Origin of the sequence: Nostoc cf. commune SO-36, assembly GCF_023734775.1 — a bacterium.
Lineage (GTDB): Bacteria > Cyanobacteriota > Cyanobacteriia > Cyanobacteriales > Nostocaceae > Nostoc > Nostoc commune_A.
Genome location: NZ_AP025732.1, coordinates 874281 through 896463, shown reverse-complemented (window position 1 = coordinate 896463; position 22183 = coordinate 874281). Strand labels below are relative to the sequence as shown.

Sequence of the window (22183 nt, the reverse complement as noted above, 5' to 3'; positions counted from 1 at the left end):
TGTAATCTAAAACAGTTTCCCCATTTCGCATCCAAAAGGTTATTCCCTATCACCTGTAACCTGTGACCTAATCCCCATGCCCTACTTTGCACTAGGCTTGAGAGCTAACAACATCTCTAGTTGACTGGTAGATTTATCGGGGCTAGTGGCGGTAAAACCAAGACCACGAATGGAATTCAGGATGGTGATTGTATCGGCGTTAGATGAGATCAAACTATTGATCAGGGGCACACTTTTAGTTTTATCCATATCCAGGTAGAAATAGCCGCCGTTGGGCTTTTGCAAAGAGCCAGTAACGGCTTTGAAAGCGTCGCTATTGTTGAGAGATGAATTCTTGCCATCGGCAACTGCATCAGCAATTGGGCCACCAAGAGCTACAAATACGGTATCTTGATCTAGCCAGCCATGTGCCAATAAAGCTCCTTGTTGGGGAATTTGCCATTCAGTTACGTCTTTACCACCAATATTTCTGTTGGCGACGTTGATTCGTTGGGTTTTGGCAAGGGTATCCAATTTTGTTAAAGTGGCTTCGGCAGTTTTGCGATCGCTAGTATCAAATACTAAAGCACCTCCAAAACCAACACTCGCTAATGCCCCTTGATTTGATGGAATCGCACCAAAGGCGAATTCTCCATTCATCCAGCCAAAAATATCCTTATCTAGGTCTATATTGACAAATTTCAGTTGTCCTCGCGCTTGTTCGAGAGCTTGCTTCATTTCTGGATAATCTTTTGACTGCTCTACTAGCACTTCCCAGCCACGGCTGATGCCATTTCCGCTAACCAGAGCAAAGGTATTAGTGGGAAATTGCCCGACTATATTTCCCGGACTTGATTGATACTGAAATTTATTTAGTTGTGGATCTAAATTAGCGATCGCTTTTACCCGCACTCCCGCATCATCAATACCAATACCCGCTACCACAGATTTTATCTGCTTGAGTTGCGTCAGGGTTTGTGGGGGTAACTGCTTTGCCTGCGGATTTCCAGCCGTTAATTGTTGTATCATCTCGGCATAGTCTGGTACATAAATTTGGGCGAGGCTGTTTTTAACATCCACTCCTTTAAGAATGTTGCTAGCACCTTCTTTATTGGCAAAAGAAGACTGTCCCTTAAACGTATCAATTGCTTTTTCTACAGCTTGCTTCTCGGGGGCTAATACCAACTGACTATTATTTAAAACTACGCTATAGGTGGGCTTGCCATTTTGTGTAGTTTCGATAATTTTTTGACCTTGATAGTCAGATTCTTCTAATTTCACCCCTTTTTGTGACTTCAATTTGTTAGCAAAATTCAAAGCGCTGAGTTTGTCCTTAATTCCTACCACGAGTAGGATATTTGATTCCTGCTGTAAATTTGTTGGTATATTATTAGGTGTCCCAGAAGGCACGTTTAACTGTGCTGGTTTTAGAGGATTTGGTGGCAGTACAGCAATCATCACACTACCAGCCCAAGGCTTTATGTCTTTTTCATAAGAAACATTGCTGTCACTGAACATTTGCTTATTAAAATCTTCTAGACCTTTTGCCACTAACTTTTGTGCTTCTGGAGTGCCAAACTGCTGTAACTTTGCCCAAGCTTTAGGGTCAGTAGTAATATAAGTTGCCATCAATGCTGTTGAAGGTACTACTTTTGCACTGCCTAGAGCGTCTGAACTACCTCCTGATGGGCCTTTAAAATAAGTATAAGCCGCTATACTTCCTGCTACAACTACAGCAGCACCAACAGCAGGAATGAGAAATTTTGATTTACTTTCAGGCATTTTTTTATCCTCTTTTGCTCAGATTGTCACCGAGATTTATACAAGTGTCATTGTAGAGTTTTCGGATTTATTAATAATTTCCGCTCATTGATCGGTATTTACTGATAAAATTAGTAGTCCTATAAGTTAGCAGTCTAAAATTGCTCTCAAAAATACTTCCAAGGGATAATGAGCAAATCCGTAAATGATATGCTGTTCATCTCAAACAAAATAGCCTGATCAGAAGCAGCAAGCTATCCTAAGTTATAAGAATAATTAGGAGTATTTGTACTTAATGAGAATTTATCGGGGTGCAAGAGGCTCTTGACTCAATGACAAAAAAGCGCAAAACATAAGGAAAAATAAATGCGGTAGGGATATGGAAAAAAGTCCCAGGATCGCCAGCCGGTCTTCGGAAGTTCGGGTGAGATTAATTTCAATCCCCCAATCCCAAAGGTGAGTTATCACCTTCATAATGCCCTATTGATTTGGGAAATACAGACACCGCTATTTAGCTTAACAACATCCAGCCAAGCCAGACTTTTCAGGATTACAAGGTCAGTAAGGATCAATGTCGAAGTCTTATTTTGATACAGATAATAACGGGCACAAACCTTTTGAGTTACCGGGAGCAAGACCACACTACAACCCTGATCGCCCCGGACAGGTAGAACATATTTTTCTCGATCTCAGTTTGGATATTGCCAAGCAAAGCTATCAGGGCAGTTGTAGCATTCGCCTTTTACCAATCCGTAATGGCATTGATCGTTTAACTTTGGATGCTGTCAACCTGAATATCGAGTCTGTGCGGGTGGACGATGTGCCACAAAATTTTGACTACGACGGGGAACAGCTTTCCATTCAACTGTCTGAGACGACCCAGATTGGTAAACGCTTGCTGATTGCGATCGCCTACTCGGTGGCAAAACCGCAACGCGGTATTTATTTTATTCAACCAGACAAGCATTACCCGAACAAGCCTACTCAAGTTTGGACTCAGGGAGAAGACGAAGACTCTCGCTTTTGGTTCCCCTGTTTTGACTATCCCGGACAACTGTCTACTTCAGAAATTCGCGTCCGCGTTCCCAACCCTTTCGTGGCAATTTCCAACGGCGAATTGATTGACACCACAGAAGATGGTGATGACAAAATCTACCACTGGTTACAGCAACAAGTTCATCCTACCTACTTGATGACTTTAGCAGTAGGCGATTTTGCTGAAATTCGGGATGAGTGGAAGGGAAAAGCAGTCACCTACTATGTAGAAAAGGGACGGGAGGAAGATGCTCAACGCAGTATGGGCAAAACTCCCCGGATGATCGAATTTTTGAGCCAAAAGTATGGTTATCCATACCCTTTTCCGAAATACGCCCAAGTTTGCGTTGATGACTTCATCTTTGGCGGCATGGAAAACACTTCCACAACACTGTTAACAGACAGATGTTTGCTGGATGAACGCGCCGCCTTAGATAACCGCAACACCGAAAGCTTAGTCGTCCACGAACTAGCGCACCAGTGGTTTGGTGATTTGGTGGTGATTAAGCATTGGTCTCATGCTTGGATTAAAGAAGGGATGGCTTCTTACTCGGAGGTGATGTGGACAGAACAAGAATATAGTCTCCAAGAAGCAGCTTACTATCGTTTATTGGAAGCTCGTCGTTACTTAAGTGAAGATAGCAGCCGTTATCGCCGTCCAATGGTAACGCACGTTTACCGAGAAGCTATTGAACTTTACGATCGCCACATCTACGAAAAAGGATCTTGTGTCTATCACATGATTCGGGCGCAATTGGGAGATGAGTTGTTTTGGCAGGCAATTCAAACATTTGTCCAGGATAATGCCCACAAAACCGTAGAAACAGTAGACTTACTCAGGGCGATTGAAAAGGCAACCGGACGTAATCTTTTGTTCCTGTTTGACCAATACGTTTATCGTGGTGGTCATCCCGATTTTAAAGTAGCTTACTCTTGGGATGGAGATGCTAATTTAGCAAAAATTACAGTCACTCAAACCCAAGCTGATGAAGCTAAAAATGGCAGCAAGGATTTGTTTGATTTAAAAATACCTATTGGTTTTGGCTATACCCAACAGGAAGAAGTGAGGAGTGAGGAATTAGGAGTTAAAAAGAATTCCCAACTCATAACTCCTAACTCACAACTCAAAACTTTCACCGTCCGGGTGAATGAACGCGAACAAAGCTTCTACTTTCCCCTAGAAAATAAGCCCCAATTTATTAGCTTTGATGTTGGAAATAATTACTTAAAAACAGTAGCTTTAGAATATCCAATCGCGGAGTTAAAAGCACAGTTACAATTCGATCCTGACCCGATTTCGCGTAGTTATGCAGCAGCAGCTTTGGCGAAAAAAGGTGGCTTAGAAGCTATTATTGCACTGTCTGCATCGCTAAAAAATGACCCATTGTGGGGTGTGCGTGTGGAAGTGGCAAAACAACTAGCCAAAATTAATTTAGATCAAGCTTTTGATGGCTTAGTTGCTGGCTTAAAAGATAAAAATGCTTATGTGCGACGATCTGTAGTGGAAGCACTTACTCAATTCAAAACTGCTGAAAGCTATAAAGTTGTGAGAGGGTTAGTGCAAAAAGGCGATGCCAGTTATTACGTGGAAGCAGCAGCTGCTCGTGTTATCGGGGCGATCGCTTCATCAAACTTGGAAGAAAAACCCAAGGAAGACAAGGTATTAAAGCTGCTGAAAGGCGTTTTAGAAGAAAAGGCGGGTTGGAATGAAGTCGTGCGGAGTGGTGCAGTTGCCGGTTTAGCTGAATTCAAAACTTCGGAAGCAGCTTTAAATCTACTAATCGAATACACCAAACTCGGTGTACCACAACCCCTGCGTTTAGCCACAATTCGTGCTTTAGGAAAGATTTCTGTAGGTCAAAGTCCGGCTAATTTGGAACGGATTTTAGAAAAACTAGCAGAACTAGCCAAAGAAACCTTCTTTTTAACGCAAGTGGCGGTAGCAGCAGCATTAGGACAAATGGAAACACCTAAAGCAGTCGGAATTTTGCGATCGCTAGCTGAACAAACAGCCGATGGGCGTGTCCGTCGCAATGCTGAAGAAGAAATTTCCAAGGTGCAAAAAAACATTGGTTCAGAAAAAACCCTGCGTCAACTGCGTGAAGATTTCGACCAACTCAAACAACAAAATCAGGAGTTGAGAAGCCGTTTAGAAAACTTGGAGGCTAAATCTAAATAGCACTACCTGACAATTAAAAGTAGCTAATTGGTAATTGGTAAGTGTCACGAAATCACTACTAATTACCAAATTTATAGCACTTGTAAATAATAATTCTGTTATGACTCACGGGTTGATTCTTCCACCTAACTATACAATTTGTCCTGCAAGAAATCGAACAGATAGATGAGCAGTTTATAAATTGCTAATTTTGGAGCGTGAGGAGAACCTTGTTCTTTATACAATATTACTGGAATTAAAGTCAGTAAAATTACAACTGACATAATTATCGAGCTATACCGCCAGCCGATTTTATCTAGTAGAATCAGCACTCCGCCCCCACCAATAATAGCTCAAAAGAAGCCTCATGAAGCAATCAATACAAGCTATAAAAAAATGGGTCTTGTAATTGTTATTAGAAAATAATCGCGCCATCGCTTGCTATGCAAAAGCTATAAAATTCAAAAATGGTAAATGTGTGGTATTGATTTCAGGTATTAAACCCTGATTTTTCGACACTTTTTAGGCGATGCCTGCGGCGGGCTACCCCAATGCTATTTATCAAAGGATGATTGATAAAAGCCTGAAACGACGTATTTTCGTTGATGCATAAGATAATAAATTTGTACCGATCGCAGTTTCTTTAAATTTGCATAATCAGATACAGGTAAATACTTATATTTATATAAATTAAAGTTAAGAAAAGATAAAATCGTCTAAAACTTGGATAATTAGTTGTAGTTTTATAAAGTATAATTAAGAAAAAGATAAATAAAATCTAGGCAATAAGATAGGCTGTAATCGCCTCGAACACTATCCCCAAAGGATAAAGTTCTAATTGTTTTAGATAAAAGGCTACCGCTATCCCGAACTTGCAATTAACTTGTCGGTCAGGAGAAAGCAATCGTTGTAAATTTTTCAGTTGAAGAGGCAAAAAAAGGCGTGGGTCAGTATCAACCTGCTCAACTAAAACTGTATAGTCCAGATGCGATCGCTCGCTACTATAGTTACCGTCCCTGGCTAGCTTGGGGCAGACTACTGAGAATTATCTCCTCTTTTGCAGGATTTATATTCAGTCTAAAGTGGGATGAATGGCAATATCAAGTTGAGCAGAACAAAGGTAAACGAGCTATCCAGTTGCGAGAACTGCTCACCCGCCTCGGCCCGACATTTATTAAAGTTGGTCAAGCCCTCTCCACTAGACCTGACCTGATACGCAAAGATTTTTTAGAAGAACTGATCAAGTTACAAGACCAGTTACCACCATTCGATAATGCGATCGCATACCAGATTATCGAAACTGAGCTAGGTCGTCCAATTCACGAAAGCTTTAGTGAACTGTCACCTAGTCCAGTCGCGGCTGCAAGCTTGGGTCAAGTATACCGTGGTCGTCTAATCAGTGGCGAAGAAGTTGCAGTTAAGGTACAACGCCCCAACTTACGCCCAACTCTTACCCGCGACCTCTACTTATTGCGCTGGGGCGCAAGTTGGGTAGCTCCGTGGTTGCCTCTTAATCTTGGTCACGACTTAAGTTTAATCGTGGACGAGTTTGGCACGAAGCTATTTGAAGAAATTGACTATATAAATGAAGGCCGCAACGCCGAAAAATTTGCTACCAACTTCCGCAACGATCCACAAGTTAAAGTTCCAGGAATTTACTGGCGTTATACCAATACCCACGTTTTAACCCTGGAATGGATTAACGGCTTCAAGCTAACGGATACTAAAAGCATCCGCGAAGCAGGTTTAGATCCAGAAGCAATCATCCAAATTGGTGTGACATCAGGATTGCAACAGCTTTTAGAACATGGTTTCTTTCATGCTGACCCTCATCCCGGCAATCTTTTTGCTGTGCCCGATGGTCGTATGGCTTATATTGATTTTGGCATGATGGATCAGTTGGAAGAAAACACCAAAGAAACACTGGTAGATGCGCTAGTGCATTTGGTGAATAAAGACTACACCGACTTAGCCGAAGACTTTGTAAAATTAGGATTTCTGACTCCAGATACGGATATTTGTCCGATAGTGCCAGCATTAGAAGCGGTGTTAGGGAATGCTATTGGCAAAAATGTCAAGGATTTTAACTTCAAAACTATAACCGATGAGTTTTCGGAACTGATGTATGAATATCCTTTTCGAGTCCCGGCAAAGTTTGCTTTGATTATTCGTTCCTTGGTGACTCAAGAAGGTATTGCTCTTAGCCTCAACCCTAATTTCAGAATTGTTGAAGTGGGTTATCCCTATATAGCACGGCGGTTGCTGACAGGGGAATCGCCAGAATTACGGCGACGATTATTGAATGTGTTGTTCAAAGATGGTAAATTTCAGTGGCAGCGATTAGAAAATTTGATTGCGATCGCTCGTACTGATAGCAACTTTGATGTATTGCCTACAGCGCAGATGGGGTTCCAATATTTAATGTCGGAGGAAGGTAAATTTCTGCGACGACAGCTGGTGCTTGCTCTCACCGAAGATGACCGCCTCCATACCGAAGATGTGCAACGCCTCTGGAACCTGGTTAAAGATGACTTAAAACCGGATCGTTTATTAAATGTAGCGATCGGTATTTTAACAGAGCTATCAAGGGAAGGCGCGGCTGCTATCTTGCCGAAAGAAACATTACTTCGGTCTTTTACTGATAACCAATCAACAAATAAAAAGTAAAAATTTAATATAAACCAGGAGTTTTCATGTATTATTATCCTCTGCAACCGCCTTATTTTCTCTTACTTGTTGGCTTTCTAACAGCATTAACATCTGGTTTAGCATTGTCTGGCACTTTGAAAGTAATAGTGCAAAAATGGCCAAGCGAGCGTACAGAAACTACTAAACCGCGTTCCTCACTGAAACAATTACTTGTACCATTTATTGGTATAACTGGCGGTACTTGTCTATTTCTATCTTCAGGCTTAGAAATATTTGGTTTTCCCTCGTCATTGGCTTTAGGAGTCGGTCTACCAGTTAGTCTGTTTACTTGCTTGCTAGTTTGGTTACAGTTGGGAAGTATGATGACCTTTATAGAACGCGAAGGAATGCAATCTCTAGATTTAGACTCTTTTTCTTAGAGGCAGAACACTCCACAAACATTCAAACCAATATAAATCTTTACCGCCAGTAAATAATTTACTGGCGGTTTGTACTTATTTTTTACTGAAATTTTACACATTCAAATATCTAACCGCGTTAGAATTACGTACATAGACTGTAATATCTCTGCTAACAAAAAAGTCAGAAATACTCAGCTTTGTACGTATTTTTCGTGCAAATTTTTATTTTTATATTTTCTAAAGGAGTTTTATAACCTATGATCCAAAAAGAGAAAGAATTCTGTTTTTGTACTTTAGCGTTGGGTGAAAGATACCGCTCTCATGCTTTGTTATTAGCTGAAGATATTGAAAAACATTCACCTGAAACAAAGCTGGTGATTTTAACAGATAAGCCACAAGAATTTAGTAAATATTCTCATGTTTTAGCTTTTTTGCATCAACAACAAAGTATTGGTTGTTACCACGATAAAAGGTTTGTTATCGCCCAAGCATTATTACTATTTAATACCTGTATTTTTGTTGATGTAGATATACGAATATTGGATAAGATAACACCAAATCTAGAATTTCTTCCTGGAATTACAGCCAGAAGTTGTGCCAGTTTTGACAAACATAATAAACTTTACATTAGTTCCGTCAATGACTTGCACAAACCAAAAAGAATTAGAGACTTGGAAATTATTAACAAGCTTGCACAAAAACTGGATTTAAATTTAGAAGATAATAATATCCAATTTGTGATGGAAATGTTATTTGTCGTTACAAGGCAAGATGGGCGCGAAATCGAATTTCTCAAGCACTGGGATACCATTGCACTTTATTGTGAGTTAAATAGTTTTTATGGTGCTGAAGGTTATGCAATAGGATTAGCTGCTGCTAAGGCTGGATTACCAGTTCGATGGGATGCTATGGACGGTATTGTTTATTTCAAAGATTGGGTAGAACGCCAAAAAATCAAAAAAGGCCAAGCAAATCCAGATGAAACGCTAATATATTTTCAGCAGCATGAAGCGATTGAGTACCGTAAAAATTCAATTTTTCAAAAGCTGGTACGTAAACTAAATAAATTTATTGGCTATTACTATCGTTCGTTGTATTTAAGACTGGCAACTTTGAGTAATTTTAGTTTTTATTACCGCTAATCGGCAGATGCAAGATATTTCTGCTTAGAATTAATTACAGCAGTTTCCATCTGGGTGGAACACACCAATATAGACCCTTTGTGTTATCAGAGGTATTTTATTTACCCCGAAAAGTGCTATAAGTTTCCTCCTTCAGGACTTACGCACGGACTACGATTTTACTTCATTACGAGCGTTCGCGGAGTGTCTCGTAGAGAAGCAAAGTAATCCACAAAGGCTTAGTTTTTTATCACGAGTGCGGTAAGTCCTATCTCTGTTTTTGGAAACTTCTTTATTTGTAACTAAAGATTAAAATAATGAAACTTAAAGTCTTCTTGATATGTACAGGTCTTGGTCACGTTATGCGGGGATATGAGTCTTTTGCCGAACAGGCATTTCAGGCACTATCAAAAGACCCTTCTTTAGATATCATCCTTTTTAAAGGTGGTGGAAAAAGAAAAGCAAAAGAAATTCCTTTGTGGAATTTAGCCCGTCATACTAGAACAGCCTGTAGGATTGCTAAATACACTAAAACTAGTGCCTATATTGTAGAGCAAATATCCTTTTTCTTTAGTCTCATACCATACATCCAAACAGAGAAACCAGATGTCATTTACTTTAGCGATAACGACATTGGTAATTTTCTCGCGCATTGGCGGCGTTTTACTAAACAAAGCTATAAATTACTCTTTTGTAATGGTGCCCCACTGCGACCAAAATCTCCTATTTTTGGTAACTGTGACCTTATACAACAAGTTGCTCCTCAGCATTATCATAATTGTTTAAAAGCAGGAATACCTGCTCAAAAACAAACGTTAGTTACTGCTGGAACGGAAATAATTGCTGAATTACAAATGCTTATGCCTTCTGAAAAAGAGGCTTTAAGAAATAAATTAGGACTACCTGAGAAAACACCTTTAATTCTTTCAGTAGGTCATATTAGTAAAAGCCATAAGCGCATGGATTATTTAATTCATGAAGTTGCTAGTTTACCTGAACCACGTCCTTACCTTTTGCTGCTAGGTCAACAGGATGGAAGTTCAACCGAAATTATTGAACTGGGTAATAGCTTATTGGGTGCTGAAAATTTTCAAGGGAGAACCGTAGCTTCTCATGAAGTTGCAAACTACTATAAAATTGCAGATGCTTTCGTGTTAGCTTCCCTCAGCGAAGGACTAGCAAGGGTGTTTTTAGAAGCAATGTCATACGGCTTACCGTGTATAGTTCATGATTATGGTGTCACCCGTTACACCTTTGAAAATGAAGGATATTTTGGCGATTTTACACACAAAGGAAGTTTGGCAGATTTAATTAGTCAAGTACTATCCGAAAATGGAAATAAATCTAGATTTTATCAGCGCCATAACTTTGTTTATGAGCGTTTTAGCTGGGACAAATTGATTTCAAGCTATGTTGAGATGATTCAGATGGTAGCTAATTGAGCAAAAATTGACTTCAAGCTTTTAGCTAAATTATTGAGTAATTCTATCCTTGAAATTGCGATACTTTAGCTTAATATTGCTAACTCTTTGCTGAATAAAACTACTAGTAGACTTTTGCAAAAGCGTTAGCTGGCTTGGGCGTGTAAAGCTTTGAGGACGTTTTTCAGGTGATTTTAAATAGCGATAATATAAGAAAACATCGCGGTAAGGAATATCAACATCTTCGCCTCCACAAAGCCGCACGAAAGCTGAAGAAGATATACTCATATAATGTAAATACGTCAATCTCGACCCTTGATCATAGAGGATATTATCTACCACATCAAATTGAGAACTCCAGTGATTACCAGTTGCTTGTTCGCAGTCATGGAAAGCAAAATTATAGTAGGAAATTCCACTTCTTAAGACCATGTAGTTAAATAAGGATTGATCGGGCGCTAAAAAAGCCATTACATCAGCTTCACCTGCTGTTAATTTGCCAATTAAGTCGGCTCTGATCGCTGGAGAAAAAATATTTTTCTTAGTGGCAAACCAACCAGCACAAAACACTTTAGATTGCAAGCTATCTGAGTTAAAAACTTGCTGCATCTGTTCTGACGACCCATCAAAAATAAATTTTAAGTCAGACTTATATTGAAAATCATTGACGACCCAATCATAGTTATCTAATTTTTCATATACATAATCTACAGGCCCCATTAACAAGGTATCTGCATCAAAATAAATAAATCTATCAAAGGGGCCATCCACAGCACAAAATTTGCGGTGCATTGGTAACTCATAAAGTTCTGGAAAGCCCCACCCTCGCCAACTTTTTTGGGCTCTAGGGTAATTTTTCCATATCTGAATAGCAAAGTTATCCCAATAAGCTATGGAATCAGAATCTTCAAATAAAGTGACATTATCTCTAGATGAAATCTCTGCTTTCACCTTGTCTAACCGCTCATTATATGGAAGTATACAAATAGGAATTTTCCTGCCAGCATTAGCTTCTATACTGTTGAGCAACGCAATTAATTGGTCATAGACAACATCATTAGCTAGGATGTAAATACCATCAATCATTGGGATACTCCTAATATTAAGTACGGGCAGCAACAAAGGGAAATAAACGGCGAGTTAGTTTGGGGATGAAAGCGAATTTACCTTCATGGAGATAGCGATAATGTTCCCACAATTGCCAATAGGGACTACCAGCTTTCATCCGCGTACCAGCCCAGTGGAGATATTTTAGTCGTTGTCCTCGGTCATAGAGGGCATAGTCTTGTTGTTGGAAATTCCGTGAACCTGCCCAGCTACCAGGCCCTCCCCCAGGAATTTTGACGAGATTTCCACGTTTTGAAATTAGTTTCAGCACGAGATAATTTAAAATTGGTTGGTCTGTAACTCCTTCAGAAAAATCAAAATATTCACGATGCGCTGCACACTCGCGCAAAGCTTCATCCATTTGTTCTTCAGTAATAACTCCTTTTCTCGAAGCCCAAAAGCCACTGTTAAAAACATCTTGGAGTTGGACATCAGAGAAAATTTGCTGCTCTTTTACAAATGGGGAAAAAATATTTCGCAGCTTTTCATTGGCATGATGGTAATCACAACAGAAGAAATCTACTTCTGAAAGTTTGTCTAAATTGTCGACAATTTTTTCAAAAACGACAATATCCGTATCAATATAAATAAATTCATCTAAAAGCCCAAACCACGCCACCAGTTTACGCATTTTGTTTGGTAAAGCGAGGAAATCTCGATCGAAAATTTCTCCAATGCGTTTGGTAAATGTATCAATAAGTTCTAAATTTGGGAAGATTTGGACGTTGTGTAAGGTAGTAAGTTGTTCTGCAACTTTGTGATAATTTTCATTAAAAGGTATGAGATAAACGGTAACTTCGGAGTCATAGTAACGAATACTATTGAGTAAAGCGATCGCATTATCAATAACTCGGTCATTGGCAACAATATAAATTCCCCTACTCATAAATTATCCTTGGTTAATTAGTTTAAGTTTTCGCAACGCTCTTGTAAGTAAATTTGGTACTGGGGCATCGCCGTAACGCTTAGGAGGGTTTTGAAAGACTGGACGCTTTTCTGGTTCGTGTAAATATCGATAATAGAGAAACAAATCTCGATAGGGGAACTCAATATTCTCTCCAGCACAGACTGCTTGATTGATATTAGGAGGAATACCAATGTAATGAATATAAGTTAGCCTATTACCTTTGTCATAAAGAAGATTTTCTCGTTCCTCGAAGTGTTTAGAGGTGGCAGAACAACCTGTTTTTTTATTATCTGGTAATTGCCGAGCAAAGTTATAAATAGAAAGATTAGACCTCATTACCATATAGTTTATCAGTGGTTGTTCGCCAGCACCTTCATATAAAAGTTCAGCTTCACCATTTTTTAAATAGGATATGAGTAAATCTCTTTGCTCTAAGTTGAATATGCCCCGTTTTGCACCATAGAAGCCTGAACAAAATATTTCGGAATCAATCCGTTCTTGCTGAAAAACTTCTAGCAATTTCGGAGAATTAACATTGTATATTTTACTAACGTCTTTAAATTGGAAATCATAGACAACAAAATCATAACTATCTAGCTTTTCAAACACTGTTGCTAATGAGTTCATCACTAAAGTGTCTGCATCTAAATAGATAAACTTATCGAACGGGCCGTCAAAAGCGCAAAAACGACGATGAGCGCCATAAAGACGGAATTTACTACGATTCAATCGTTCTGGTGCTGCTGCCAGCATAAACTGATCCCAGCGGTTGATTGATTCTAGATCATCGTAAAGAAATACATTAGGGCGTTTAGCTATTTCGTCAGTAATTCGCTGTGTTTGATCATCGAAAGGATAGATACAAACAGGAGTTTCTGAACCCAAGATAACATCAATACTGTTGAGCAAAGCCACAAGCTGATCGAAAACATAATCATTGCCAAGAGTACAAATACCATTCATAATTTATGAGTGTTGATCAACAAAGTTTGATAACCAGTTAAGTAGGTTTAATTTGTGTAAGATGATTTGACGTGCTTCTGCGATCGCATCTTTGGCAGCATACCAAGCATCAGGTGTAGCTGTCACTTCTTTGATGTAGGCAATGCCTTTTTCGTCTAAACTGGGCAACCGCAAAAAGCTACCCGGTGGCAATAATTTATCAGCAGCCGGCCCACCATAGTAAATGGGCAGACACCAAGCAAGCAAACTATCCCAAAGTTTCTCACTGACATACCAATTATTATCAGCATAATTTTCAATTGCTAAATTGTAATAGTATGGTGCCATCCCATACCATTTATTACCTAGTTCTCCCGATTTTTTAACCGATTCTGGTAAGTTACGCCCATATAAATCAAATTTAATATCGCTAGCTTGTAGGGACTGCAAAAAGTCTAAACGCTGGCGATGGTTGACTGTGCGGCTAATTCCTGAAGTAATCCAACTACATGGGGCAACCTTTTGAGGTGGTGGCATTTCATTTAAATCTTGAAATGAATTTGAGTGATACCAAATAGCAGGCATATAGTCAGGAGTGGGGGCAAAATCATCAGGCCCAGAAATGTAGCCACAATACTTCTGAGCTTGTTGATAATTCTGATTAGTTATTTCTACAATTTCATCTAAAGGTGGTTCTCTCAATAAATAAATAATGCGCTCTTTGTTAACACCACGTAAAAAAGAATCAACGTTTACTACTGATTTTTGTTGACCTTTGCGAAAACTATCTAACCAAGATTTTTGTGGCGGTGTCTGGGGAAAGTCAAATTGATACATTAGTAGAAAATCTGGTTTGGTAGCTAGTGCTTGCATTTGCATATTGCCCCAAACTCCAAATTGATTCGGGGTTTGTTGCCATAACCAATCGGCTCTGGTTTCTAAACCTCGATAGCTGCTTATCATACCTACAGTTGCAATAGTCATTTTATTTATTAGTTATTTGTCATTTTACTTAATCTCTTCTATTTTTCTTTACAGAATAAGTTGGGGCAACAGAGATTCGTCAACATAACTAAGGATTTTTGCTGCTCGATTTTCCCACGAAAACTGCTTGACAAACTCGATACCATGTGGATAGCCCTCTATTTTTCTGGGATGAGTTTCCAAAACCCGCTTCAAACTTTCGGCAAATTTGCTGGGGTTATCTGGTTCACACCAAGCTGCGATCGCTTGAGTATCTTGAAACTCAACTAATGATGGAATTTCCGTCGATACAATGGGAGTTCCAGAGGCGAAGTAGTCAAACAGCTTTAAGGGAGATGTGAAAGTTGCCGCTTTTCCTGAACAATGAGGGTGAGCTAAAACATCGGCTGCTTGTAGCAAAGATGCTAACTCATTATGCAAGATGTAGCCCAAAAACTTAATATTATGAACTTCTTTTTCTTTTACCAATTGCTGATAATATTGCACTTCTGTTGGCTTACCACCTGCACAGGCAAATTGCACATTAGGCATTTTTTTAGCCACATCAATTAGTACATCAATACCTTTAAATTGCTGTAATGCTCCTGCATAAACTACCAATTGTTGGCTTTCGTCTCGCAATAGTTTTTGACGCCATTCTGCCGCTTTCTCTGGTTGTCTCTCCATAAACAAGCGATTAAAACCATTGTGCAACTTAATTACTTTTTCTGGAGGCATCCCATTTTTAATCATGCTTTCACGGATGGTTTCTACAACGGTTACAGAAATTTGCAACAGCGGATTATTAACAATTTCTGGCTCAAATGGCTTGTCTTCATGGTGGTGGTGTTCGTAAATTGCCGGAATGCCATTTTTGATGGCAGCTTTTACAAAATTCCAGTTGCGACTATGGACAAGTTTGGTAGTCGGAAGGATGTGAAATGGTAAATAATATTTGCTAGCGATGGTGTTAGAATCAGTAAATTTGCTCCGAAAATGGTCAATTGGCCAAGGCATTGGTAAGGGAGCAACTTTTAACTTATCCTGGAGGTTGTAATATTTAACAAGTTCTATTGGTGTTTGTCTTGGTTGAAAAGGACGAGCTAGATTAACTGGGTTAATCGCTTTTGCTCCTTTGTCAAAGTATACTAAAACCGTTGAGTATCCTAGGTTGGCGGCGGCGTTAGCTGCATTTGTAGACTGCACTAAATGAGCTTCTGGCTGAGGTAACTCTTCGCCGATGAAGAAAATGTAGTGTTTTTTTAAAGTATTTTTCATAATTTCATATTTCCCTAATTTTATATATTAATACTATCCTCAAATTTTTCTAAAATATCGAGCAGATAAACAGCAGATTCATAACTTTCAGTAATTAATTTACTTTGTTCTTCTGTAGTGGATAAAAAATTATCAGTTACAGAACGTATATTGTTAACTATGATATTAAGAGAAGTCCTAAATTCAATGGAGATATGATTAAAGGTTTGATAATAGGTACTAATAATATCTTTACTTTGCTCAGAAATGTAGATAAATTGTCCTTTATTTTGCAAGTTAATAATATCCTCAAAAACATCTATAGTGTTGAGAAGTCTCGAAGCCGATTTGTAAGAGTCTCCAATTAATTCCTCCCGTTCTTGAGAATTGTCTACTAAATTATCAAGCAATAAGCGGAGTAACCCAATCATTGAGTTCATCTGCGTGCGAATTTCGTAAGAAATACGGAGAAAGGTTTGATTGTGTTTAGTAGCTTCAGGATATTCAGCGAACTTTTTTGAGTTTAGCCTCATTGCCTTGAGGATTTTTTTCTGAATTAAGTTTTTATTAGAACGATTAGGACGATCGTTAAATTGCATTGAGTACAAGCGTGAGTAGTAACCGCCTTTTTGTAAAAGTTCTTCATGGGTTCCGATCTCTACTACTTGTCCTTGATCTAAGACAGCTATTTGATTAGCTTTTTGGACTGTGGAAAGGCGGTGAGCAATTACTAGGGTGGTGCGATCGCGGCTTAGATCATCAAGTGCAGCTTGTACTAAGCGTTCAGAAACGGTATCTAGAGCGCTAGTAGCTTCATCTAAAATCAGAATTTCGGGATTTTGGAGGATGGCGCGAGCGATCGCTAATCTTTGTCTTTGTCCACCAGATAACATGACACCGCGATCGCCAATTAAGGTGTCAAATCCTTGAGGTAATTTGCTAATAAATTCATAAGCATTTGCCCGCTTGGCGGCTGTCAAAATTTCATCATCAGTAACACCTGCTCGCCCGTATGCAATGTTATTTCGCACCGAGTCATTAAAAAGAAAGGTATCTTGACTGACAATTCCCATCCGCTTTCGCAGGGATACCACATCAAACTCCCGCAAATCAGTGCCATCAATGGCAATATTGCCAGAGATCGGATCATAGAATCTGGGTAAAAGGTCTGCCAAAGTGGATTTACCAGCACCAGAACTGCCTACCAATGCTAAGGTTGTGCCATGTGGTAAATATAAATTCACATCTTTGAGTACCAACTTCTCATGACCAGGGTAGCCAAAGCAAAGAGAATTAAAAGACACTCCCTTTTCTAATTTTGTGTAGGGAAGCTTACCTTTGTCCATGAACGGCTTATCGTGCAAGCTCAAAAAGTCATTGCTAGCATCTACACTGGCACCGATCCCGGCAAAGTTGCTGCGAATAGTATTTAACTGAGAAATCAATGGCAGTACTCGCAACAGTACTAATAAATATGTCAGCAGCACGGTGGAAAGAGAAGAAACCTGGTCAGCAAAGAAGGTTTTGCTCAAAAGTACAATTAGCAGTAAAGCTGTTATACCCATTACCTCACTCAGAGGTGCAATAGCTTCGGAATTAACCTGAGATTGGAAATCTGCTAATTCGCGATTGCGAATTAACTTTTTAATTCGTTGATATTCCTTTTCTTCATTTCCCGTCGCCTTTACCAGTCGAATTCCATTTAGGGTTTCTAGTACAGCTATTGAGTAGGCTCTAGACATCTCACTAAGTTGCTTCCCGAAATTTTTAGACCGGGAAATTGCATACTGATTTATTAACGTCACTAATGACAGCAAAACCGTGGCAGCAATTGTCAACTGCCAAGAAATTGACAACAATATACCAACAAAAACTAAAATTGTGATCCCCAGGATAACTAACTTGACTGTACTACCTATAGCAGTTGCACTCCGACCAATTTCTCCACCGAGACGGTTGATTAAATCACCAACCTTTGTCTTAGAATAATAATCTATATCAACTTCTAGTAATAGCCTTAATCCGGCTTCGCGCATATCCGATGTCACCTTTCGGGTTAAAGAACTCGATGCTAAGGCGCTAGTATAATTCGCTAAGTTCTTTAAAATGATTGTTAATATAATTGCTCCAGCCATTATTGCGATGCGATAAGTTTCTGGAGTATTATCAAATGGAGATATAATCCTTTTTAGGATGGGCGGAGCCGTGCTTAAATCTACTTCTTGCCCGACAATTTTTAAAACCACTGGCACAATTAAAGCTGTGCTAATCCCATTAAATAAAGCTCCAGAAAATCCTAACAATATTGTTAGCATAATCAAGCCTGGATAGGGTTTAGCGAATCTTAGTATTTTTCTAGTAGACATTGTATATTTTTATGCCAATTTCAATTTATTAATATTATTCACAAATTATTTGCCGGAGAACGCTCATCATCAAAAAAATTTTATATCTCACTCCTGTTAAAATATGCTTACATAGCAACTACATCAACTTCAAGATATTTTTCCAGATAGAAGACTAGAACCTATTTGGCACAACGAAGGAATCTCCACGCCCAATCAAAATTCACAACTGAGCAATTACCGACTTGAGCGCAGAAGCCATAGCCTCTATGCTATAGTGTTCCACACATCTTTCTCTTGCCTTAATACCTTGCTGGTTTGCTGCATCTAAATCCTGAAAAATCAACTGAATTTGTTCAGCAATTTGTTCAGGACAAGCAGGCTCAACTAAATAACCAGTATTACCTAAAATTTTGGGAATATCTCCAACACGCGTTGATAATACAGGTTTAGCCATTGCCATTCCATCTGTCAACTTCAGGGGAAATTGAGCGCGAGTTTCTGGGGTATCTCGCTGAGGAACAACTACAATATGAGCCGCTGCGACCAAATCGGGCATAACATCAGCTGGATACTTTGGTAATTTGATAATCCAGCGTCCCCACTTTTGTTGAAGTTGCCGATCGTAATCATCATAAGGACTGCCACCTACAATAACTAGTCTTAAGTCTGGCTGATTAATTTTATCAAGTGCTATAAGAACATCCTCTAAACCTTTATAGGGTCTTGGCGCACCAGGAAACATTAAAATACGATATTCAGATAAACCATAACGATTTCTGCTGGACTCAGGATCATATCGAGTGGGATCAAATAAAGAAGTATCCTTACCATTAGGAACAAATGTACCGCCAAAACGCTGCTGTAAAAATTTAGTATGCACAGTCACAGCATCAGCTTGACTTACTAACCCTTCCATCCATTTCACGTACAAAGGATGATAAGGGTTCCTGAGTGCGCCGTCTGGTTTCAACAATTCCCTAGCTAATTGTTTAGGCGTGGGACAATAATGCCAGCCATCGCCACCGTACCAACTGAGTTCCCAATCATCTATGTCTAAAACTAAAGGTTTATGGCTAAATATTTTCTTTAATAAAGCAACTCCAAAGCTCGCTATTTGTGGTTTTATGGCATAAATTATATCTCCATTAACTTTTGGCAAAAATTTGTTTATTTCTCCAAAAAACTCTGGAAAATTTTTTCCTGGTAAATTATAAACCTTTAATTCTGATGGTAAATTTCGATATAAGTTATTTCCAAATAAAAACCCCATAATTTCCACTTCATATTCTAAAGTTCTTAGGGCTGTTGCTATCAAGTATGCACGCAAAATAGCTGCACTTGATAAATCGGAAACCAATAGCGATATTTTGGAAAAATTCTTCACTATTTTTATACTTATTTTTATTTAGTACGCCAGGGATTGGTAACTTGATTAGGTAAAAATACTTTAGCAAATCTGTCAAAAACCCTTGTATAGAAGGAACGAGTAATGTTTTTAGCATACTGGGGTCGATAAGGATAGGTACAATGAAGAACTTTAATTTGATCTTGAATATTATAAGCATCTTGCCACTTACTCAGATAATTATAGGTGGGTGGGAGTATTTTCATGTAAGGGCGTACAGATGCGATCGCAGATGCAAAAGCCCCTTGATCTTTTAAAAGTAATTTATCTTGGTTGTTCTTGACAATTTCAAAATAACGTTCAAATTCTTCAAAGAATACCTTGGTTACTTCTGTTTTCCGAAAAGCCATAAAACCGCCATTGTACTGTACGCTATCAGCTTCTAATGGTAAACCTATAGATTGCAAAATTGGCAAAACATTTGGTAAAAGGTCTTCTTGCTTTCCACGTAGTAAGTTCGTAGCTTTGAGAATTGAAGGTTGCACATCCTCAGTTAATAGAAAATCATATTCATCCAAATATTCAAATACATCATTAATCTCAGAAAGTAAGCAAATATCTGAATCTAAATAAATCGTTTTATCAAACTCAGAGGCCGCATATAAAGCTAGTTTTGCTTGCCGTGAAGCTAAAACTGTATTTTCATTTGTAGGAGCAGGCTTTAAAATTACATTTTTGAAAGCCTTCAAAAAAGGATAGAGTACTCTGGGAACTTGGTCAATTAAAATAATGATTGGTTCTTGATGAAATTTTCTAATCGCCGCCAGAAAATGAATGCAATCTTGAAAAGAGTAAAGACCAGTTAGAATTGTAATAAATCCTCTAGTTTGTGTTGACATAACTTAAATTAGAAATTCTTGCTTACTTAGTAAATTAGATATGTATTATTTTCAAATAATCCTACTCTATTTTTAGTTATAGTCAAATCCAATAGAGTAGAGAGAAGCTAAATTGAAACTTGACTATTATTTTTTATTACAAAAGAATAAAATCAATCTAACTTTATGTTCGTGGTTATTCCCAGAGGAAATTCACTGATAAATTCATCAGAATTTTACTCTGCATAAGTATAATCACTGTAAAAGCGCGGTTATATAATATCATAGTTAATATTGGATATAGTTAGAATAACCAAAGTACAAATACTTGATATAGTTTGTGGAGGTAGCACTATTTTCGCTCGAATGTAGGATTGCTACTCAATACCAAGCATTTATGTTGTAAGGGAGGCAGAGGTAATGCAGGTAATCCGTTTGGAAGCACTCTCAGACAACTACATATTCTTGTTACACGACTACAAACAAAATATTGCTGCTGTTGTCGATCCAGCTGAGGCTGAACCAGTATTAAAGAAACTGGCAGAATTAAAAGCTGAGTTGGTAGCAATTTTTAACACCCATCACCATAACGATCATGTGGGTGGTAATAAAGAGTTGATAAAACAATTTCCCCAAGTGATAGTTTATGGAGGAGTTGAGGATCGTGGTAGAATTCCTGGTCAGCAGGTATTTTTGCAACAAAGCGATCGCGTTCAATTTGCAGACCGCATAGCTGAAGTTATCTTTGTTCCTGGGCATACCCGCGCTCACATCGTTTACTACTTTCCTGCTGAAAAAGCTGGTGAGACAGGCGATTTGTTTTGCGGTGATACCTTATTTTCTGGCGGTTGCGGCCGCTTGTTTGAAGGAACACCGACCCAAATGGTGGACTCTTTAAGCAAACTGCGCTCTCTACCTGATGATACACGCGTTTGGTGTGCCCACGAATACACTTTAAAAAACCTGCAATTTGCCCTAACTGTGGATAGTGATAACGCCGACTTACAAAAGCGCTTCAATGAAGTGAAGGCTTACCGTAGTCGAGGAGAAGCTACCATTCCCTCGCTGCTAGGAGTGGAGAAGCGAACCAATCCTTTTTTACGTTGGGATGAGCCATCATTACAATTAACCGTTAAAAGTAGCGATGGAGTGCAAACTTTTACGCGGATACGGGAAATGAGAAATAATTTTTAGTCATTTGTCATTTGTCTGTCATTAATTATTCTTCCCCTGCTTCCCCTGCTCACTTATCTCTCCAACTTTCTAGCGCTAATAGTTGCGATCGCACCCTTCCTTTCGCTAGGATCTGTAAGCTTTAGGGTATTAGGCCAAGAAGCTTGGAATACAGCACTGACATTGTGAGCTATCTTACCCAAACCCAAATTAATCAGATTTTACAGGAAAAACGAAAAACGATGGCGAAACGTGTGCAGTTAGTTTTAAATCAGGATATCAGTAAGCTAGGAAAATCTGGCGACTTAGTGGAAGTAGCTCCTGGCTACGCTCGTAATTATCTGATTCCCCAAAAATTGGCAACCAATGCCACTCCTGGCATTCTCAAGCAAGTAGAACGTCGTCGGGAGCAAGAACGTCAACGGCAATTAGAACTTAGACAACAAGCTCTTGAGCAAAAAGAATCTTTAGAAAAAATTAGCAGCCTGACAATTGCCAAGCCAGTTGGTGAAAACGAAGCAATTTTCGGTACTATCACCACCCAAGATGTTGTAGATGCAATTAAGGCAGCCACCGGTCAAGAAATCGATCGGCGTGGGATTACCATCCCGGATATTAACCACCTTGGTACTTATCAAGCCGAAATTAAGCTGCATTCTGAAGTAGCGGCGCAAGTCAATATTCAAGTAGTTGCTAGTTAACTCAGGAGGGAGATGCAGGCATGGAGGGAGCAAAGGA

The 22183-nt window shown here is 39.0% G+C and carries 16 protein-coding genes; 7 read left to right on the top strand and 9 right to left on the bottom strand.

The features are described from left to right. Positions 1 to 81 precede the first annotated feature (81 nt). Positions 82 to 1761, bottom strand: a complete 1680-nt coding sequence (locus ANSO36C_RS04000; protein ID WP_251958491.1) for a DUF3352 domain-containing protein — start codon at positions 1759 to 1761, stop codon at positions 82 to 84. 550 nt (positions 1762 to 2311) lie between these two features. On the opposite strand from ANSO36C_RS04000, the gene ANSO36C_RS03995 reads away from it, so the two are divergent. From ANSO36C_RS03995 to ANSO36C_RS03970, 5 genes are all read left to right on the top strand, one after another. Next, the gene (locus ANSO36C_RS03995) at positions 2312 to 4954 is read left to right on the top strand and encodes a M1 family metallopeptidase (RefSeq protein WP_251958490.1); all 2643 of its coding nucleotides are present in this window, start codon (positions 2312 to 2314) and stop codon (positions 4952 to 4954) included. Positions 4955 to 5875: 921 nt separating this feature from the next. Beyond that, positions 5876 to 7600, top strand: coding sequence for an ABC1 kinase family protein (locus ANSO36C_RS03985; protein ID WP_251958489.1), 1725 nt, complete (start codon positions 5876 to 5878; stop codon positions 7598 to 7600). 26 nt (positions 7601 to 7626) lie between these two features. Next, positions 7627 to 8001 carry a hypothetical protein gene (locus ANSO36C_RS03980; protein WP_251958488.1) on the top strand — a complete coding sequence of 125 codons (375 nt, stop codon included), beginning with the start codon at positions 7627 to 7629 and terminating at the stop codon, positions 7999 to 8001. Positions 8002 to 8240: 239 nt separating this feature from the next. After that, positions 8241 to 9125: a hypothetical protein gene (locus ANSO36C_RS03975; protein ID WP_251958487.1), complete on the top strand. Its 885-nt coding sequence runs from the start codon at positions 8241 to 8243 to the stop codon at positions 9123 to 9125. A 296-nt stretch (positions 9126 to 9421) separates the two neighbouring features. Beyond that, on the top strand, positions 9422 to 10546 hold the full coding sequence (locus ANSO36C_RS03970; protein WP_251958486.1) for a glycosyltransferase family 4 protein: 1125 nt from the start codon (positions 9422 to 9424) through the stop codon (positions 10544 to 10546). Positions 10547 to 10576: 30 nt separating this feature from the next. Here ANSO36C_RS03970 and ANSO36C_RS03965 read toward each other — a convergent pair whose 3' ends face one another. From ANSO36C_RS03965 to ANSO36C_RS03930, 8 genes are all read right to left on the bottom strand, one after another. Then, complete coding sequence (locus tag ANSO36C_RS03965) at positions 10577 to 11611, bottom strand: Npun_R2821/Npun_R2822 family protein (RefSeq protein WP_251958485.1); 1035 nt, start codon at positions 11609 to 11611, stop codon at positions 10577 to 10579. A 16-nt stretch (positions 11612 to 11627) separates the two neighbouring features. After that, positions 11628 to 12518, bottom strand: coding sequence for an Npun_R2821/Npun_R2822 family protein (locus ANSO36C_RS03960; RefSeq protein WP_251958484.1), 891 nt, complete (start codon positions 12516 to 12518; stop codon positions 11628 to 11630). Between the two features lie 3 nt (positions 12519 to 12521). After that, positions 12522 to 13502, bottom strand: a complete 981-nt coding sequence (locus tag ANSO36C_RS03955) for an Npun_R2821/Npun_R2822 family protein (RefSeq protein ID WP_251958483.1) — start codon at positions 13500 to 13502, stop codon at positions 12522 to 12524. A 3-nt stretch (positions 13503 to 13505) separates the two neighbouring features. Further along, entirely contained in the window at positions 13506 to 14465 is a 960-nt protein-coding gene (locus ANSO36C_RS03950; RefSeq protein ID WP_251958482.1) for a glycosyltransferase family 10 domain-containing protein, read from the bottom strand. Positions 14466 to 14513: 48 nt separating this feature from the next. After that, a complete protein-coding gene (locus tag ANSO36C_RS03945) occupies positions 14514 to 15722 on the bottom strand; it encodes a glycosyltransferase family 4 protein (RefSeq protein ID WP_251958481.1) in 1209 nt (402 codons plus the stop codon). Between the two features lie 20 nt (positions 15723 to 15742). Next, the gene (locus ANSO36C_RS03940; RefSeq protein WP_251958480.1) at positions 15743 to 18067 is read right to left on the bottom strand and encodes an ABC transporter ATP-binding protein; all 2325 of its coding nucleotides are present in this window, start codon (positions 18065 to 18067) and stop codon (positions 15743 to 15745) included. Positions 18068 to 18269: 202 nt separating this feature from the next. Next, positions 18270 to 19433, bottom strand: a complete 1164-nt coding sequence (locus ANSO36C_RS03935) for a glycosyltransferase family 4 protein (protein ID WP_251958479.1) — start codon at positions 19431 to 19433, stop codon at positions 18270 to 18272. A gap of 17 nt (positions 19434 to 19450) precedes the next feature. Then, positions 19451 to 20293, bottom strand: a complete 843-nt coding sequence (locus tag ANSO36C_RS03930; protein WP_251958478.1) for a hypothetical protein — start codon at positions 20291 to 20293, stop codon at positions 19451 to 19453. A 399-nt stretch (positions 20294 to 20692) separates the two neighbouring features. Here ANSO36C_RS03930 and gloB point away from each other — a divergent pair, with 399 nt between their 5' ends. Then, positions 20693 to 21466: a hydroxyacylglutathione hydrolase gene (gloB, locus tag ANSO36C_RS03925; protein WP_251958477.1), complete on the top strand. Its 774-nt coding sequence runs from the start codon at positions 20693 to 20695 to the stop codon at positions 21464 to 21466. A 221-nt stretch (positions 21467 to 21687) separates the two neighbouring features. Next, entirely contained in the window at positions 21688 to 22146 is a 459-nt protein-coding gene (gene rplI, locus ANSO36C_RS03920; RefSeq protein ID WP_251960241.1) for a 50S ribosomal protein L9, read from the top strand. Positions 22147 to 22183: the final 37 nt, after the last annotated feature.

Excerpts from the sequence above, each read along its gene's own strand:
- ANSO36C_RS04000 (WP_251958491.1), bottom strand. The coding sequence starts at position 1,761 with ATGCCTGAAAGTAAATCAAAATTTCTCATTCCTGCTGTTGGTGCTGCT.
- ANSO36C_RS03995 (WP_251958490.1), top strand. The coding sequence starts at position 2,312 with ATGTCGAAGTCTTATTTTGATACAGATAATAACGGGCACAAACCTTTT.
- ANSO36C_RS03980 (WP_251958488.1), top strand. The coding sequence starts at position 7,627 with ATGTATTATTATCCTCTGCAACCGCCTTATTTTCTCTTACTTGTTGGC.
- ANSO36C_RS03975 (WP_251958487.1), top strand. The coding sequence starts at position 8,241 with ATGATCCAAAAAGAGAAAGAATTCTGTTTTTGTACTTTAGCGTTGGGT.
- ANSO36C_RS03970 (WP_251958486.1), top strand. The coding sequence starts at position 9,422 with ATGAAACTTAAAGTCTTCTTGATATGTACAGGTCTTGGTCACGTTATG.
- ANSO36C_RS03965 (WP_251958485.1), bottom strand. The coding sequence starts at position 11,611 with ATGATTGATGGTATTTACATCCTAGCTAATGATGTTGTCTATGACCAA.
- ANSO36C_RS03960 (WP_251958484.1), bottom strand. The coding sequence starts at position 12,518 with ATGAGTAGGGGAATTTATATTGTTGCCAATGACCGAGTTATTGATAAT.
- ANSO36C_RS03955 (WP_251958483.1), bottom strand. The coding sequence starts at position 13,502 with ATGAATGGTATTTGTACTCTTGGCAATGATTATGTTTTCGATCAGCTT.
- ANSO36C_RS03950 (WP_251958482.1), bottom strand. The coding sequence starts at position 14,465 with ATGACTATTGCAACTGTAGGTATGATAAGCAGCTATCGAGGTTTAGAA.
- ANSO36C_RS03945 (WP_251958481.1), bottom strand. The coding sequence starts at position 15,722 with ATGAAAAATACTTTAAAAAAACACTACATTTTCTTCATCGGCGAAGAG.
- ANSO36C_RS03940 (WP_251958480.1), bottom strand. The coding sequence starts at position 18,067 with ATGTCTACTAGAAAAATACTAAGATTCGCTAAACCCTATCCAGGCTTG.
- ANSO36C_RS03930 (WP_251958478.1), bottom strand. The coding sequence starts at position 20,293 with ATGTCAACACAAACTAGAGGATTTATTACAATTCTAACTGGTCTTTAC.
- gloB (WP_251958477.1), top strand. The coding sequence starts at position 20,693 with ATGCAGGTAATCCGTTTGGAAGCACTCTCAGACAACTACATATTCTTG.
- rplI (WP_251960241.1), top strand. The coding sequence starts at position 21,688 with ATGGCGAAACGTGTGCAGTTAGTTTTAAATCAGGATATCAGTAAGCTA.